General features: G+C 53.4%; 9 protein-coding genes. 5 read left to right on the plus strand and 4 right to left on the minus strand.

Annotated elements, in window-relative coordinates:
- Positions 1 to 6 precede the first annotated feature (6 nt).
- Positions 7 to 1368, minus strand: coding sequence for a Gfo/Idh/MocA family oxidoreductase (locus AAGJ81_02030; protein MEM0964916.1), 1362 nt, complete (start codon positions 1366 to 1368; stop codon positions 7 to 9).
- Between the two features lie 97 nt (positions 1369 to 1465).
- On the opposite strand from AAGJ81_02030, the gene AAGJ81_02035 reads away from it, so the two are divergent.
- Positions 1466 to 4279, plus strand: coding sequence for a glycoside hydrolase family 38 C-terminal domain-containing protein (locus tag AAGJ81_02035; protein ID MEM0964917.1), 2814 nt, complete (start codon positions 1466 to 1468; stop codon positions 4277 to 4279).
- A gap of 294 nt (positions 4280 to 4573) precedes the next feature.
- Here AAGJ81_02035 and AAGJ81_02040 read toward each other — a convergent pair whose 3' ends face one another.
- Positions 4574 to 5632, minus strand: coding sequence for a hypothetical protein (locus AAGJ81_02040; protein ID MEM0964918.1), 1059 nt, complete (start codon positions 5630 to 5632; stop codon positions 4574 to 4576).
- A 490-nt stretch (positions 5633 to 6122) separates the two neighbouring features.
- Here AAGJ81_02040 and AAGJ81_02045 point away from each other — a divergent pair, with 490 nt between their 5' ends.
- Positions 6123 to 8207: a hypothetical protein gene (locus AAGJ81_02045; protein MEM0964919.1), complete on the plus strand. Its 2085-nt coding sequence runs from the start codon at positions 6123 to 6125 to the stop codon at positions 8205 to 8207.
- 596 nt (positions 8208 to 8803) lie between these two features.
- Positions 8804 to 9553 (plus strand): PEP-CTERM sorting domain-containing protein, encoded by a 750-nt coding sequence (locus tag AAGJ81_02050; protein ID MEM0964920.1) that lies wholly within the window; start codon positions 8804 to 8806, stop codon positions 9551 to 9553.
- 144 nt (positions 9554 to 9697) lie between these two features.
- Here the strand turns inward: AAGJ81_02050 and AAGJ81_02055 are convergent, their stop codons facing one another.
- Together AAGJ81_02055 and AAGJ81_02060 are read right to left on the minus strand one after the other, a co-directional pair.
- Positions 9698 to 10408 (minus strand): hypothetical protein, encoded by a 711-nt coding sequence (locus AAGJ81_02055; GenBank protein ID MEM0964921.1) that lies wholly within the window; start codon positions 10406 to 10408, stop codon positions 9698 to 9700.
- A gap of 88 nt (positions 10409 to 10496) precedes the next feature.
- Entirely contained in the window at positions 10497 to 11804 is a 1308-nt protein-coding gene (locus AAGJ81_02060; protein ID MEM0964922.1) for a DUF1080 domain-containing protein, read from the minus strand.
- A gap of 116 nt (positions 11805 to 11920) precedes the next feature.
- Between AAGJ81_02060 and AAGJ81_02065 the strand changes: the two genes are divergently transcribed.
- Both AAGJ81_02065 and AAGJ81_02070 read left to right on the plus strand, forming a co-directional pair.
- Positions 11921 to 14287 (plus strand): sulfatase-like hydrolase/transferase, encoded by a 2367-nt coding sequence (locus AAGJ81_02065; GenBank protein ID MEM0964923.1) that lies wholly within the window; start codon positions 11921 to 11923, stop codon positions 14285 to 14287.
- Positions 14284 to 15813, plus strand: a complete 1530-nt coding sequence (locus AAGJ81_02070; protein ID MEM0964924.1) for an alkaline phosphatase D family protein — start codon at positions 14284 to 14286, stop codon at positions 15811 to 15813. Before AAGJ81_02065 ends, AAGJ81_02070 begins: the two co-directional genes overlap by 4 nt.
- Positions 15814 to 15828: the final 15 nt, after the last annotated feature.

Here is a 15828-nt window from a genome sequence, read left to right on the forward strand (position 1 = left end):
GTTTTATCAGCTACCGGAACGGATCAATCCTTCACCGTATTCCCAACCCGATCGGACAGGCTCTCGAATATAGAAATCGAGGGATGGATCCTTAAAACGCATTTGATCCGGGAGATACTCCACATTCTTCCCTGACCTAACCGCAATGGTCCCAAGGATCACGGTCTCGGTCAGCGGAGCTGCGTAATCAAAGTTGGAGCCACAGCCCGGGATCTCTCCCTTTATTGCCATGATGATCTCTTTGACCGGACCTCCAACAGCCCGCGGGAGGGTCTTGGGTGGAAGCTGACGTCGAAGCTCCATCCAGTCGTTCGCCAGCCGTGGACTGCTCGGCCGCATACCAGGTGAGAAGAGGATATTCTTGTCACCGATCATAAGACACCCACCTTCCAACGGCACTCTGGACTTTTCGATCTCCTCTGGGAATCGAGGTAAACGACCGCCCTCATACCAATAAATTGTAACCGGCGGCTGGCTACCCTGCGCAGGAAATTCATACACATAGGTTGCGCTCGCAGCTTTCGATTTTTTGCCATCAAACTCGTTCCTGTAGTCCATCTCGGGAGCCATGTAGACCAAGTTCGGGTAGCCCAATTGCATTGCGTACGTGGGAATTTCCAACGTGTGACAGCCAATGTCTCCCAAACCACCGAGACCGTACTGCCACCACCAACGCCAGCCCTTTGGAACGAAAGTTTTGTTGTAGGCAGCCTCGGGCACCGGTCCTTGCCACAACTCCCAATCTAAAGTCGGCGGAACCGGTTCTGGAGGAGGAGTCGTGCCCTCGTTCTTCACGTTTACCGAGGTTCGGTTTGTCCAAGCATGGACTTCCCTGACCTTACCGACAAGGCCCGCCTCATACCACTCCCGGATCAAACGCATCCCTTCCATATTGTGACCCTGATTCCCCATTACAGTTTGAACTCCAAACTTGTCCGCAGCGGCCTGAAGCGTTCGTGCCTCCCAAATGTTATGGGTCAAAGGTTTTTGGGTGTGCACGGCAATTCCACGCTCCATTGCGGCATAAGTGGCAACAAAGTGGGTATGATCCGGAGTGCTGACGATAACCAAATCCAACTCGTCACCGTGAGCGTCCAGCATGCGGCGAAAATCGACGTAGCGCTGTGCATCGGGAAAAGTATTGAAGCCAATGGACCCAGCAACCTGATCGACATCGGCGATTGCTATAACGTTTTCTCTACGACAGTCGCCAAATGCTGTTTTTGCAATTCCACCACCTCCAACGAGACCAATGTTCAATTTGCTGTTTGCACCGCGCCCTGATTGTCCAATGCTGAAACAGGGTAAGGCGAAACTGGCAGCAGCGACTGCTGTCGTCTTCAAGTAGTTGCGTCGTGAGATTTTCATGGGGCTTTGTTTTCTTTGCTGACCTAGCAAATTTTTATTTTGAATTTTTCGCGTTGCATCTGTCAAACACCTACTCTCCTACAGATAGTCCACAGAGATGAATATTCCTGAAAAGAAAACTGCTATTGTTGTTGCTCACACTCATTGGGACAGAGAGTGGCGCTACCCGATTTGGAAAAACCGTTCCCTGCTCATCGAGTTTATGGACTGGTTGCTCGAAATTCTGGAGAATGACCCTGACTACAGTGGGTTCCTTCTCGATGGCCAAACGGTCTGTATCGACGACTACCTTGAAATCAAGCCGGAGAACCGGGACCGCATTGCCGCTCAGGTCAAAGCGGGACGACTGGCAATCGGCCCCTGGTATACCCTACCCGACCTCTTCCCGATCGCAGGAGAATGTCTCGTGCGCAATCTGAACAAGGGGATCCGTTTCGCCGAAGAGTTTGGCGGCTACAACCCAATCGCCTACCATACCTTTGGGTGGGGGCAGACGGCGCAGTTCCCGCAAATCTATCAAGACCTTGGTATCAACTATGCCGTAGCGGCAAAGAAGGTTTCCGAGGAACGCGCTCCCTTTTGCGAGTTCATGTGGACAGCCCCTGACGGATCTCAGCTCCTCACTTCGCGACTTGGACACTTTACCAGACAAAACGTTTATTTTTATCTCCATTTCCCAGTCCGCTTGAACAACATTTACGATGATAACGAGTTCGCGTGGAAATGGGGTGAAACCGGTGTCGCCTACCACCGTGCCGATGCGGAGCTTGCTCGAAACGACTATTTCCGGGTCGATCACGAGGATGGTTATTTCAAGGAGAACGTAAAAGATGGAGCCCAGCGCATTTGGGACAATATGGAGAAGACTCTGGTTGGGGATTACCGGATACTCATGTGCGGCTGCGATTTCTCGACTCCCAACCCGTATCTCCCGAGGATGATTGCCGACTGCAACGAGGCCATTCCCGACATCGACTTCAAGATGGGCTCCCTGGAGGAATACTTCTCGGGACTAGAAGAACGGATCGACCGGAGCCAGGTGCCGGTGGTCCATGGAGAGCTGCGCGATGGCGAGCCCTGCTGGGCTTCCGCCAACGCCTTGTCGACACGAATCCACATCAAACAGCTCAACAAGGCTGCGGAGAACACGATGATCCGCCGCACCGAACCTCTGGCCGCTTCTCTCTTCAAGCTCGGCTGGCAGTATCCCGATGGATTCTTCAAGCGCGGCTGGAATTACCTTCTCAAATCCCACCCCCACGATTCGATCAACGGCGTGACGCAGGATAAAACGGTGGAAGACAACCTCTACCGGATCAACCAAGCCATCGAGATCAGCGAGTCCATCTACGAAGACTGTATCGCCGGCTTACTCAATCGACTCGATCTCTCCGCGTTCGGTCAGGAGGACCAACTCCTTCTCCTGCACAATCCGCAACCGCGTCCGGTCAACGAAGTCATCAAAATCGTCGTCGATACTCCTCAGGAAAAGAATGTCTGGGCCATCGGTGTGGCCGAAGAGAACGGAAATCCCCTGGTTGTTCAGCCGATCTCCCGCGACGAACACAAGCAGCCGGTCCACGATATCGAAGCACGCCCCTGGCCTCTTAACGTAGACCGCCACTTTGTTTACCTCGAAACCGGCGAAATCCCGGCGGGCGGCTACAAGGTTGTCAAAGTGACCCACAAGTCGACGTTCTGGCGAGAGGAAGAGTGGTGGCCACCCATGCGCAAGAGCGTTCAAAACCCAATCGCCAAGGACTCCCTCTCCCTCGAGAACGAATTCCTGAGGGTTGCGGTGAACCCCGACGGAACCTTCGATCTGACCGACAAACAGAACGGACGGACAATTCAAAACGTGCACTCCTTCGAAGACGAAGGGGACACGGGCGATTACTGGGCGTTTTACGTCCCTTTCAATAACCAGGCCATCAGCAGCCGCGGCTTTAACTCGCGCATCTGGCTGGAGGACAACGGATCACTGAGTGCGACGATCGCCGTTGAGACGGTTATGCAAGTTCCGGCCAATGCTGAGTACGAGAACGTAAAGATTCAGGGCTATGGGAAAAGGAGCGAAGAACTCGTCGATCTGAAAATCGTCTCTCATCTGACGCTGGCAAAGGGTTCGAAGCACCTCCGAATCAAGACCTCGATCAACAATACGGCGAAAGACCATCGCCTTCGCGTCTTGATTCCAACCGACGTGCAGACCGATTTTTCCGATGCAGCCGGGCACTTTACCGTCGACCGTCGCGAGATCGTTCACGAGAGGGAAGAAAACGGCGAGTATTATCCGGAGATGGCTCTGCGACCCATGGCCGAGTTCTGCTCCGCAAGCGACGGCAAATGCGGGCTTTCCGTTCTCAACAACTGCTTGACCGAGTTCCAACTTCTCGAGGACGAGCGCCGCACCCTGGCGATCACTCTGCTTCGCGCTACACGGAACCGTATTTGCACCGAGTCCCGCATTTCCTCCGAGTTTCCCGAAAAACTCGGAAGCCAAATGCTGCAGACCATCGACTACGAATACGCGATCTACCCGCACAAAGGAGACTGGGTCGAAGGAAAGGTCTATGCAGAGGCAGATAAACTGAACGCCAAGGTGGTACCCGTGCAGATCTCGATGAACCGCGGGGGAGATCTCCCAAGCAGCGCATCGCACTACTCCATCGACAACAAAGCGATTGTGATTACCGCCTTCAAAAAAGCCGAAGACCGTGATGCGCTGATTTTGCGTCTTTGTAACCCTACTGACAAAGAACAGACCACCACGATTCGGACGGATCTCCCTGTTGAACATGCCTGGCTAAACAATCTCAATGAAGTCAGGGGTGAGGAACTCCCATTCGAGAATGGGTGTATAAACCTTTCCCTCTCCAAAGGAAAAATCGTTACCGTCGAACTTCAGTAATCAGTTTGACCCGAATGGCGCGAACTTAAGCGACTTTCTGAATGACTCTCGGTAGCATCGGTCGCCAAGACCGATGAACCGCGAAAGGCGGTGGACACTCATTGAAAGAAGGTCATCCGCCTGCGCGGCGGATGCTACGATATTGTCGATACAGAGTCTTAAGTTAGCGTCGGTCCAAAGCGAAAATGCCACGTTTCTGACCGATCTCTTGCGGGAATTCTGAGCGGTTTGTTTCCTTGCGCACAATCGCTCACCTCGGCTTTGAAGAGCGTCAAAAGATCCTTTTCTAAATTCTCACCTCAGGTGAGTCAGGACATCCCTCGAAAAATAGGGTTCTTCGTTTTGCCAGAAGATGTACTGCACACCGAGGAACTCCTTGGCGAAGGCGTGAAGCATCGGAACTCCAGTTGATTCCGTGGCCTCACCGATCGGAATTTCCTCACCCGGGGCGACGTCCGCTCCTGTCATCCCGATGTAATTCCCGCGTTGAACAGCGATACCCAGAGGAACCGAAAAAGTATTTTCGTGCATCAAAGCCAGCGTATGGTTCAGCTGCGATCTACGCCCCACCATCAAGTCCGGACCTCCGAGACCGACTCCAACCTCTTCGCCATACTCATAAACCGAGCGAAGGTATCCCCGGTCATTCCAAGGCAGCCACTCGCCGGGCATGAAGTTGGCATACTGGATCGCAACCGATTTCGGGAATGCCCGCTTGAGAGCGAGCATGTTTGCCCGAATCCCTTCGGCATAGGCTTCCGGAGTAAAGGATGGATCAGTCTCTTCACTCAAGCCCTCGGCCGCAGTTTCCGGTAGGTTGATCCCTTCGATCTTGCCGTCGAATTGCTCTCCGAGCGCCTTCAATAACTGACCAAACCGCTCTCGAACATTAGCGTTCCAGCGTTTTGCAATCCACCCCGAAGGCAGACCGTCCGGATTCCTCTTCGCAAACTCCCCAACATCAAATTCCGAAGTCCGCAAGTAGGGTGGAACCACGTGCCGATCGGGAACAAAACTGGTATCCTGAAGCTGGATGAAGAGCTTTTTCCCTTTGCTCTCCAAGTAATCCAGGTCCTCTTGGATTGCGGAGAAGTCATAGATCCCACGGGATGGTTCCAGCAGGGTCCAAGGGTAGAGCACCTGTGCCCCGGCAACGCGGTCATTGTTCAGGAAAGCATGGTTCCGGATTTCCTTCCGCGGAAGAAAAACAAAGTGCGTGACGCTGTCATCGGGAAGCGGCGAAGGAGAATCGATGAACTGCCGGTAGACGGAAGCGTAGCGATCCGCGTCAACCGGCTTTGCAACCGCAATCGAACCGAAAATCGTAAAAACCAAAAACCCGAGAACCTTCACTCACAGATCGATGAGATCATTCAACGGTCTCGGCAACTCCGAAGTATTCCACTTCCTCAAAATCCAAATTGTTCCCAAGGATCTACCAAAGGTCTCGTTCGGGATCGAGACAGCCATCGTTACCACCGGGAGACAAGAAAGGAGTTTGATGACACTCGGGAACCAGCAGTTGGAACAGACTTTCAGCTCAAGACGAAAGATGGAGGAGTTGGAATCGATCAGGATCTCCTGGGTAATTTCGGTAAAACGATTTTTCTCGTCAGTGCACCGTAAGATGGTCACGCTATGAATCTGTTCTCCGCTCCCCCCCCTGAAGCCCAGGTCAGTGCTAAAGAGGTTTCTTTGCTTTATTAAACCGCGCCTCATACAAAGCATAATGTAAATATCGAAATCGAAATCGGTATCGCTATCGAAAGCACTCGAGACCCGATATCGATCCCGATATCGAATCCCGAGTATGTTCAATTTAAGCAGCGAAGTAATATCCTCAATGAATAACTTTCCCCGAGGTTTACTGAAACCGTGTATCCTATTTCTCCCCCTGGCTGGCCTGGTCAGTCTTCCGGTATCGGCTGGGGTAGAAATCATCCTCGCCCTCGACGAGGACTCTAAACTCGAGCAATACGGTGCCGATCGGTTGGAATCCGTTTTACTGCAAGCGGGCACACAGCTGGTTCGCCTGGCTAACGATGACCTCGAAAACGGAGCGGATATTCGAACAAAGATCATCTCCGAATCCAACTCTGAGGGCCTCCAGCCGGAAGGCTTCCGCCTTCAGCGTGAAGAGGACATCCTGACTATTAGTGCCGTCGATCCAAAGGGAATTCTGTATGGTCTCATGGAACTCGCAGAACAAATCGAATTTCGAGGAAGCCTCGATACCGTAGAACCGGTCACCCAAAACCCGCGTTTCCCGTTCCGCGCGATCAAGTTCAATCTCCCCTGGTCCTCCTATCGTCAATTTCCAGCGCTTCAGGCGAATCTGGAAGCCTGTCGCGATCTCGAGATGTGGGAGGACTTTCTTGATATGATGGTCGAGAACCGGTTCAACGCCCTCACTCTCTGGAACATCCATCCATGGCCGGATCTCGTTCGAAGCGAATCGTTTCCGCTGGCCAATTCCCACTCCGAGGAGGAATTGGCGGAGTGGAAGAAATTTTGGAATGCACTCTTTGGGATGGCCAAGAATCGGGGAATCGATACCTACCTACTCAATTGGAATGCCTTTGTTTCCGAGGGTTTCAAAGAGCACTACGGCGATGGAAACGTCGATACCGGGCACCACTTTATCGAGGGGATTGATAGTCCCCTCATCCGCCAATACAACCGGGAATCGATCACTCAGGTCATCAACGAGTATCCCGATCTCACCGGCCTTGGCGTAACCCTCGGCGAGGGCATGGAAGGCTGGTCCAGCGAACTTCAAATCGATTGGGTTGAGGACGTCTTTTTCGAAGGCATTCGGGCCGCGGATCGCCCGATCAAATTCATCTATCGAGCCGCCCTCAAGGGGGACCACACCCTCAACCGACAGGCAATCGACCGATCCGGGCTCGATACACCGGAGAGCCCCATCATCGTCGAGCTGAAATTCAACTGGTCGCATGGCCACTCCACTCCGACCCTGATCAAGGCACATGGTGGTGGGACCGGCGAGGAGTATTGGACCAATCCAGCCCCGAGCCACCACAAGATGGCGTGGATGGTGCGCAATGAGGACTTCTTCCGTCTGCGTTGGGGCGAACCGGACTTCATCCGCGAGCACATCCGCTTAAACGGGCAGGATTTCGTTGCAGGCTATTTCATCGGTTCCGAATGCTACATTCCGGCTGCTGATATTTTCACCGTCTCCGATCAAGAACACGTCGATTGGAAATGGGCTTTCGAGCGACAATGGCTCTTCTATATGCTTTGGGGGCGCCTCCTCTACAAGCCGGATCTCGGTAACGAAGTCTTCGCCGCCGCCTACGATGAGCGCTTCCCCGGCGGACACGGAGAGGAGATGGTCGAAGCATTTCGGCTCGCCTCGCAAACCGCCCAGCGGATCGCCGGATTCTTCAGCTGGACATGGGACTATACCTTCTACACCGAGGGTTTTCTTTCGCGCCGCGGTTTCCTCACACTACGCCAGATGATGCGGACCGACACGACCGAGCCTCGTTTCGTCTCGATTAAGGAGTATCGACAAGGTAACCGCGACTTCGGAGACCGCATCACCCCACCTGAACTCGCCGACCTTCTCGAGCAGGATTGCACGCGAGCGCTCGAGATTGTGAACGCCATCCAAAATCCGCCTCCCTCGCTGCAGTTTGAAATTGCAGACGTCCGTGCTTGGAGCCAGCTCGGCCTTTATTTTGCCGATAAGCTCCGTGCCGCCGTAAGCCTCAATCAGGGCAACAAGGAGCTAGCGGTTCAACAATTGGAAGCCGCGAAGGACCACTGGCTCAAACTGGTCGAAATCACCGAAGCCACCATCCAACCCAGTTCACTTGGTCACATTGGCGGCGGTGACTTCCACTGGAAAAACTACGTTAAGGATGTCGAGAGAGACATCCGGTGGGCCCGGTCACAATGAACAGTTCGGACCACCCACAGTCCCTCAGAATTGCCGCGCGGGCGGGTCGGGCCTCGCCTTCTTTCGGATTAAGCCGCCTACGAGGCGGATCGGCGACGGCGGCGAAGGGCAACGACAGAGAGAGCCAGAAATCCGACAAGCATCCCCGCAACCGACGGCTCAGGAATGACCCCAATCGTGATCTCGGAAATGCGGATGTTGTTCGTATTCGGGTTTGTGACCGCAAACTCTTTTCCATCGGTTGCAAGGATTTCGAATGTAGGCGGAACACAGGGAGTAAGCGACCCGAGAAAAACTGAGTTTTCTAACCATCCCCTCCGATCCAGCTTTATATCTCAACCACCACCAAAACGGTTATTTCCTTCCCCGGATTAGCCGCCTCGGAATCCGCTGCGTCAAAGGTCGAAACGAACCCTTCCCTTGAGTGATACTTCCATTTAACCCCCCGCCCGAATATTGGTCGCAAAAATAGACTTGAATCGCGGCAAAATCAGCCGTGCCGAAAACCGGAACTTTGGGCTGTAAGCTCGCCGGCTTTCTGGGTTCTTGCAATCTAACGGAGTTTAGCTATTCTCGTTTTTACCCCAATACCCAAAATGAATTCTGCACTTCATAAAATCCTTCTCATACCCCCCTTCCTATTTGCTTCGATGGCTGCGGCTCAGATCATCAATGTACGAGATCCGGGTTTTGACGGAACAGTTACCGACGGAGGAACCGGTGACACGTTGTTGAGTGAACCTGGGCTTTTTACCAGCGATTGGACCACCGGGACGCGATTAGGTGTGGGATGGTCTTTTTCAACGGTTGGTGCGCCTGACGCTGCAGCCTTGGAAAACACTACAAGAATGTTCTCTCTGGTTCAGTCGATCAATGTGACTGGCGTCTCAACGACCGCTTCTCCATTCACCTTTTCGATAGATGCAGCGAGAACTGGAACTGGTGATTTAACCACGAATATCGGCATTCGAATTTACTCTTGGGCAATCGGCGAAACAGCGCCTCGAATCGACCAAAATAAAAGCCAGACTGATTGGACAAGCCTTTTCGAGGATCCTGGCGATGCTTCGCTTCTCCTGAGCCAACAGCTCGTCTCTGAAGGTGATTTTGTCACCGCTGGTGGATTGGTAGCGGGTGAACTCACAGGGACATACACAAGCAACTTCGTCCTGCCTGAAAACCACGCATTCGTCTCGATCGTTTTTTCAGGTCGCTCTAACCCCTCCGCAAGCGCAAGCTTCGACGATCTGTCAATCGTTGTGGTGCCCGAGCCATCTAGCTTCGGCCTATTTGCTGGTGCACTGGCAGCTTCCTGTCTCCTTCTTCGTCGCCAACGGCATTCGTGAGGAGAACTTTCCGCTCGCTCGGTCGCTCAGGTGTCGAGAGATATATCCGATGAGCCCGGTCACAGTAAACAGTTCGGACCATCCACACTCACTAAGAGGCACCGCGTAGCCGAGTCAGGACTCGCCTTCTTTCGACTGAGCGGCCTACGAGACAGATCGGCGACGGCGACGAAGGGCAACGACGGAGAGAGCCAGAAATCCGACAAGCATCCCCGCAACCGACGGCTCAGGAATGACTCCAATCGTGATTGAAGAGACGCGGATCTGGTTCGTCGTACTCGGGTTTGTAACCGCAAACTCTTTTCCGTCGGGTGCGGGGATATCGAATGTAGCCGGAGAACCGGAAGTAAATGAACCGATCAATACTGACCCCTCTTCCCATACGTCCCCGGTCCGGGTCTGCACTTGGGCCACAGCCAAAAACGAAATCTCTTGGCCCGGGTTTGCCGCCTCAAAATCCGCAGTGTTGAAAGTCAAGACAATGCCGTCGCCGAGGGCTATCCCCCCTGACACACCAAGGCCATTAGTGTTCGAACCCATGTTTGCTGGGGTCCCGGTGAAGTCATCCGTGCTAAATGAGGTAGTATCTGTAACTCCGAATCCAGAAAAAGTAATCGAGAAAGAAGTGTCCGTAAGGCTTTCGCTGAATGATCCCGAGACAATAGCGACCGCAGTCGATTCGGCTCCATCTAAAGTCACAACATCGGATACGACATCGAAGGCGAGAGTTTCTACGCTAGAGTTCCAGTTGTCTTGGCTCTGGAAATTTACGATTACCTGACCTGAAACAACATGTGCAAAGAAGGAAGATGAAGCGAGGCATATAAACGCCGGAATTCTTTTGGGTAATGTCATAGTTTCAAAAAGAGGTTAAACGTTTAGTTAAAACAGTGGGAAACAATGAGAAGATTGTCAATCGCTAGATTCAGCGTGCTTCTGCCCTTCACTCCCCTGGCGAGTGTAGAGTGCCCGAATTGTTTCTTAGACTCGAGAGCAAATCAGGAGCCCCAAGGATCTCCCTTATTCGGACGTTTCGAATCGGGCAGTATCCTGAGAAAGCAAAATGACCTTCTTGCGGCAGCTCGTTCAGCGGGACTCGAAAGCGGTTGCGGCTACCATCCGGGTTCCGCCCCGCTATGGTCCATTGGTCCAAGTCCATGACAATCAGCTCCTGATCGTTGATCGATGCGCGAATGCGTCCGTTCTCGGCCCGCAAAGAAACCGTGTTCCATTCGCCGCGAAGAACTTTCGGAGTCTCCGCAGGCGTAGCGCATCCGCGGATTGAACCCACCGAATTGGGATGCGCGTGCGAATTCGGCTCCCAGTCGCCAAAGCGAAACTGAAAACCATCTGCTTTTCGCTTCGAAGGATCCTGTTTCCAGAACTCAACGTGCCCGTCCTCGCCTTCTGAGGCGAAGAACTCAAATTCCAGCTCAAAGTCCTGAACTCTGTTTTTTGAGACGATGGGAAACGGACGGCCAAGGAAGCGGAGCACATCCTCCTCAACAATCCAGGCTCTTTCGTCGAGCACCCACTGGATGGTATCGGTGCCGTCGAAAAGAACCTGCCACCCGTCGACCTCGCGGATTTCCGGCAGGTCACCTGCCTGAAACGTCGTGCCCAGCGGCTTGATTCTTATGTCCCGAAACCATACTGGGTCATTGTGGTCCTGTAAGCCGATGAAACCTGAGCGCGGCTTGTCCTTTCCGGCGATTTTAAATTTGTTCTTCGTTCCGTCCGGGTTTTTCCCAACTTCGGTCCACTCATCCAGATTCACCTCCAAAACCTCTTCGCCATTCAGGACGATTTGAACCATCGGTCCGTCGCAGACGATTCGGTAGGAGTTCCACTCGCCCGCAGGATTGACAGCCATAGTTGATTCCGGACCCGCCATGTCGTAGATCGCGCCACAAACGTGAGTCAGGTTTTTCGGCTCAGTTCCATGACTGTCGAGCACCTGCACCTCCAAACCCCTTTGGACGTAATCCTTTCGATCATCCACTCGAATCATCACCCCGCTGTTGGTTCCGGGCGCAAGTTTGAAGTCCAACTCCAACTCAAAATCGTCGAACTCCCGAAGTGTCCAAACCGTCCCACCTCCTGGCCTCGCTGCAATTGCTCCGTCCGAATCTACCCGCCACTCCTCTGGATCAAAAACGAAACCAGACCACGGATTTTCTGCTTCCGGTAAACCAGCTAAAATGAACCGGGCCATGCTCAGGAAGACTGATGCGCATACTGTTCTTTTCACGATGGTTTGAAGGTTGGGAAGACTTTTGAAATAGAGCGAACCACAATCGTCTCAATATTGGTTGAACGTTTTACCAAATTCTGTTTCTTAGATCCATAACGACCCTGTTTCATTCAATGCACCCTTGTAGCCTACCCCTTGCAGGCCTGCTCTTCATTTGTTTGACCGCATTTGCCCAGGCGCAAACGCCGGTTGGAAATATCATCTGGCTCTATCACGATGACAACGGATCTTATGTCACTGTAGACGGTGACTTATCCGATCAACTTACAGCAAGAGATACCGCCCGCGTAGGTCCGACGGAGAGATTCCTCGTGGAGGATGTTGGCGATGGCAACTTTCGCCTACGGTCGACTGCAAACGAGAAATTTGTGCGGGTCAACACGAGCAACGTCGACAAACTCATTGCCGATTCCACAAATCCCAGTGATCCGCTTACCCATTTCTCCTGGACCACAGTACCAGGCGGTAAGGTCCGAATCACGAGTGTGGGGGATGACGACTCAGCGAGGTACCTTAGCCCCTCCGGTAGTGCCCAGATTGTCCGATCAAATCGATCCACCACCGGAAGCGAAAGCGAATTCACTTGGGGAATTTACACCGAGAGACCGCCCAACATAGTCATGATTTACATCGACGACTGGGCGTGGAACGGCTCCTCGGTGGCAATGGATGAACGAATGGCAAATTCTCATTTCCCCAACATCATCGAAATGCCTAACCTCGATGCGATGGCTGCGAACGGTATGGTTTTTCGCAATGCTTACGGTTCACCCCAATGCACCCCAGCCCGCGCTGCCATTCAGACCGGGCAGTCCAACGCACGCAACGGGATGACCGTTTTCATGGGCAACTCCGGTTACTTTGATCGAGACTCCACTACTGAGGGTCGGCAGTACTACCACTTCCCAGTCATCGCCAACGGCGCAGAAAGCACCCTGCGACCGGAAGCAACCACCATCCCCGAGGCCCTTGCTCCTTTTGGCTACGTATCCGCCCACATTGGCAAGTGGCATCTCCGCGGGAGTCCTGGCGACGAGGGCTACATCCTACATGACGGACCTACTACGAACGACGAGGGAAACAACTTCACCAACTCTGAAGGCCTCGAAGGACTGGAGGATCCAAAACTGATGACCTACATTACCGATACCGGGAAGGCATTCATGGAAGCCCAGGTCGACGCGGAAAAACCCTTTTATCTTCAACTATCCCACTACGCAGTGCATGGCGGTAGCGAATGCACTCCCGAATCCAGAGCCCGCTACCAGAATATTCCCGAGGTCGTCGCATTTAATGGTGGCAAGACGAACCCGGACAACATCAACCGCAAAAACGATCCAGCAGTCTGGCTTGGCATGGTCTACGAGCTGGATCAGAAAATCGGGGAAATCCGTGACAAAGTCGATGAGCTCGGTATCGCCGACAACACCTACATCATTGTGACTGGAGACAACGGCTACCGCCACAGTTTCTTCGATGAGCTCACCGGACTGCCGCAACCTCTTCACTCCCGCAAATGGTGGGCTTGGCAAGGGGGTATCCGCGTTCCCCAAGTGATTGAGGGTCCCGACATTCCAAAGAATTCGTTTTTTACGCCAAACACCGCCAACTACGATTTCCTTCCGACCTTTGTGGAATGGGCGGGCGGCGACCCGGTATTCATTCCCGACCTCGACGGCGTGAGTCTAGCGGGAGTTCTTGCCGGGGAAACTCCAACCGAGGAGTTCATCAACCGTTCGCTGTATTTCCACTATCCTCACTACCGCAACACCATGCCTCACTCCGCTATCGTGAAAGGTGGCCACAAGGCGATTTACTTTTATGAAACTCCGGTGCGTTTCCCCGCTTGGGACCCAATCATGTTGTTCGACCTGAACAACGATGCCGGAGAGTATCACAACATCTATGCTGAAAACTCCGATCTGGGAGACGCTCTCTACAATGATCTGATGAGTTACCTTGTAGCCGTCGAAGCGCGGATTCCTGAAGTCCCCAATCCGAATTATGATGCGGATGTCTACGAAAGCGACGACGCCTTTGGCGGGCGTTCTTCACAAGGTCCATTCGTCGGAACTAGAAGTACTAGCGGTGATCAACTTGGACCCACTCCGTTCTTCAATTATTGGATGGAGTCTTGGGGAGTGGATCTAGGGTCCGAGGAGGATGACTATGACGGAGACGGTGCTTCGAACTGGATGGAGTACACGATGGCCGGAAATCCAACGGATATCAGAGACGTCGGTCTTCAACCCGTTTTTTCCACAGTCGACGGTGCTCTCAACTTTTCCTTTTTCGAACGGAACGACGACTCAGCAATCACCTACGTTTTGGAGTCGTCGACCACCCTCTTGCCAGACAGTTGGGCACCGGTCAGTGGACCGTTTGATTCTGTTTATGGAATCGGAGAAATTCTGCAACGCATCTACACCGTTCCGATCGATGACTCACCACAAGTCTTCTACCGTCTGAACGTTCAATGATGATCCGTTCGACGATTCTGGGCCGTCGTCGATTTCTTGCAACCCTTGGAGCACTGGTAGCCGGCGGTTTGAGAGCCCTCGGTGAACCGGTTTCACCGAAAATCCGTATTTCTCTCAAAGAAGCCCATCGGGGAACCCCGGAAATCGATTCGATGCTCCTTGAGAGCTACGGAAAACCCCTCGAACCGATCCGGAAATTTTACCTTGAGGCCCGCGAAATTTTCTCGATGGACCAATCCGCTGATTTTTCTAACCCTGCGCTGCTTCAGGCTGCGGTTCGCAATGATCGTGTGCTGATGGGCGGCCCTTTGCTCGGCGGTCTGAGGGCTGATGGCCTGACTATTTGGATCCGTCCTTCCCTGCCGGACGCAATGACTCTGGAGGTTTGGGAAACCGGGGGCAGTCGACGGCAGCAATTCGCCATTGAACGAGGCTCTCCGGGACAAGTCCGCCGTGTCGAACTACGAGAGTTGAAAGCAGATACGAAATACCGCTATCGAATTTCGCACCACTCGACTCCGCTCGCAGAAGGAGCGTTTCGAACAGCGCCTGAGATCGATCAACGAGGACCATTCCGCATCGCTTTCGGCTCCTGCATGCACAAAATCGGCGTTCATAATACGTATCTGTCGCACGCCATCCGAAGGCGAGATCCCGCCGCCCTCCTCCTCCTCGGAGATATCGCAGCCGATGACCGGGAAGAGAAGGTAAACATGCACCGTGCCGACTACCTCTTGCGAGACGTCTCGACCGCTTGGAGCGAGCTGGCTGCAAATGTTCCGATCTATGCCTCATGGGACGATCACGACTATTTCAACAATGACCTAAGTGGCGTTCCGAATCGCTTTCGTCCCTCCGACCGGACGGCCTTGCGCGAGGTCTGGAAGGAAAACTGGAATAATCCTCAACCGGATGAGAGCCGCGCTGGAATTTACTTTAACCAACGCGTCGGCCCGGTCGAAATTATTATGCTGGATACCCGTTCTTGCCGCGAGAACTACCGCCGAAACGAATACGGCTGCTTTCTCGGCAGCGAGCAAATGGCTTGGCTGAAAACGACGCTGCAGAACTCCACCGCACCTTTCAAAATCATCAGCAGCGGGACGATGTGGAGCGACTACGTGAGCCAGGCAAAGGACTCTTGGGGCACTTGGGACCGGGAAGGACGGGAGGAACTCTTCAACCTAATCGAGCAGGAGGGAATTGGCGGCGTTCTCCTCGTCAGCGGCGATCGACATGGTGCGCGGGCCTTCCGCATTCCTCGTCCGAGCGGATTTCAGTTTTTTGAATTCGAGCCTGCCACCCTTGGTGGTGTTCCAGGCCCGAAAGGAATTGTCAAAAACTGCCCCGAGCAGATTTTCGGCTACGACGGAAGGGATTTCGTTGCTTTCGGAGAGTTCACTTTTGAGACGGACACCGCCGAACCCGGTGTCACTTTCCGCCTGATCGACCAATCCGGCGCGGTGCTGGAAGAACATCACTTTCAATACGGTGAGCTGTTGCCGAAGACTTCCGCTCAAGCTTGAGCTCTCCAAACAGAA

The sequence above is a fragment of the Verrucomicrobiota bacterium genome (assembly GCA_038744685.1).
Lineage (GTDB): Bacteria > Verrucomicrobiota > Verrucomicrobiia > Opitutales > Puniceicoccaceae > Puniceicoccus.

Excerpts from the sequence above, each read along its gene's own strand:
- AAGJ81_02030 (MEM0964916.1), bottom strand. The coding sequence starts at position 1,368 with ATGAAAATCTCACGACGCAACTACTTGAAGACGACAGCAGTCGCTGCT.
- AAGJ81_02035 (MEM0964917.1), top strand. The coding sequence starts at position 1,466 with ATGAATATTCCTGAAAAGAAAACTGCTATTGTTGTTGCTCACACTCAT.
- AAGJ81_02045 (MEM0964919.1), top strand. The coding sequence starts at position 6,123 with ATGAATAACTTTCCCCGAGGTTTACTGAAACCGTGTATCCTATTTCTC.
- AAGJ81_02050 (MEM0964920.1), top strand. The coding sequence starts at position 8,804 with ATGAATTCTGCACTTCATAAAATCCTTCTCATACCCCCCTTCCTATTT.
- AAGJ81_02055 (MEM0964921.1), bottom strand. The coding sequence starts at position 10,408 with ATGACATTACCCAAAAGAATTCCGGCGTTTATATGCCTCGCTTCATCT.
- AAGJ81_02065 (MEM0964923.1), top strand. The coding sequence starts at position 11,921 with ATGCACCCTTGTAGCCTACCCCTTGCAGGCCTGCTCTTCATTTGTTTG.
- AAGJ81_02070 (MEM0964924.1), top strand. The coding sequence starts at position 14,284 with ATGATGATCCGTTCGACGATTCTGGGCCGTCGTCGATTTCTTGCAACC.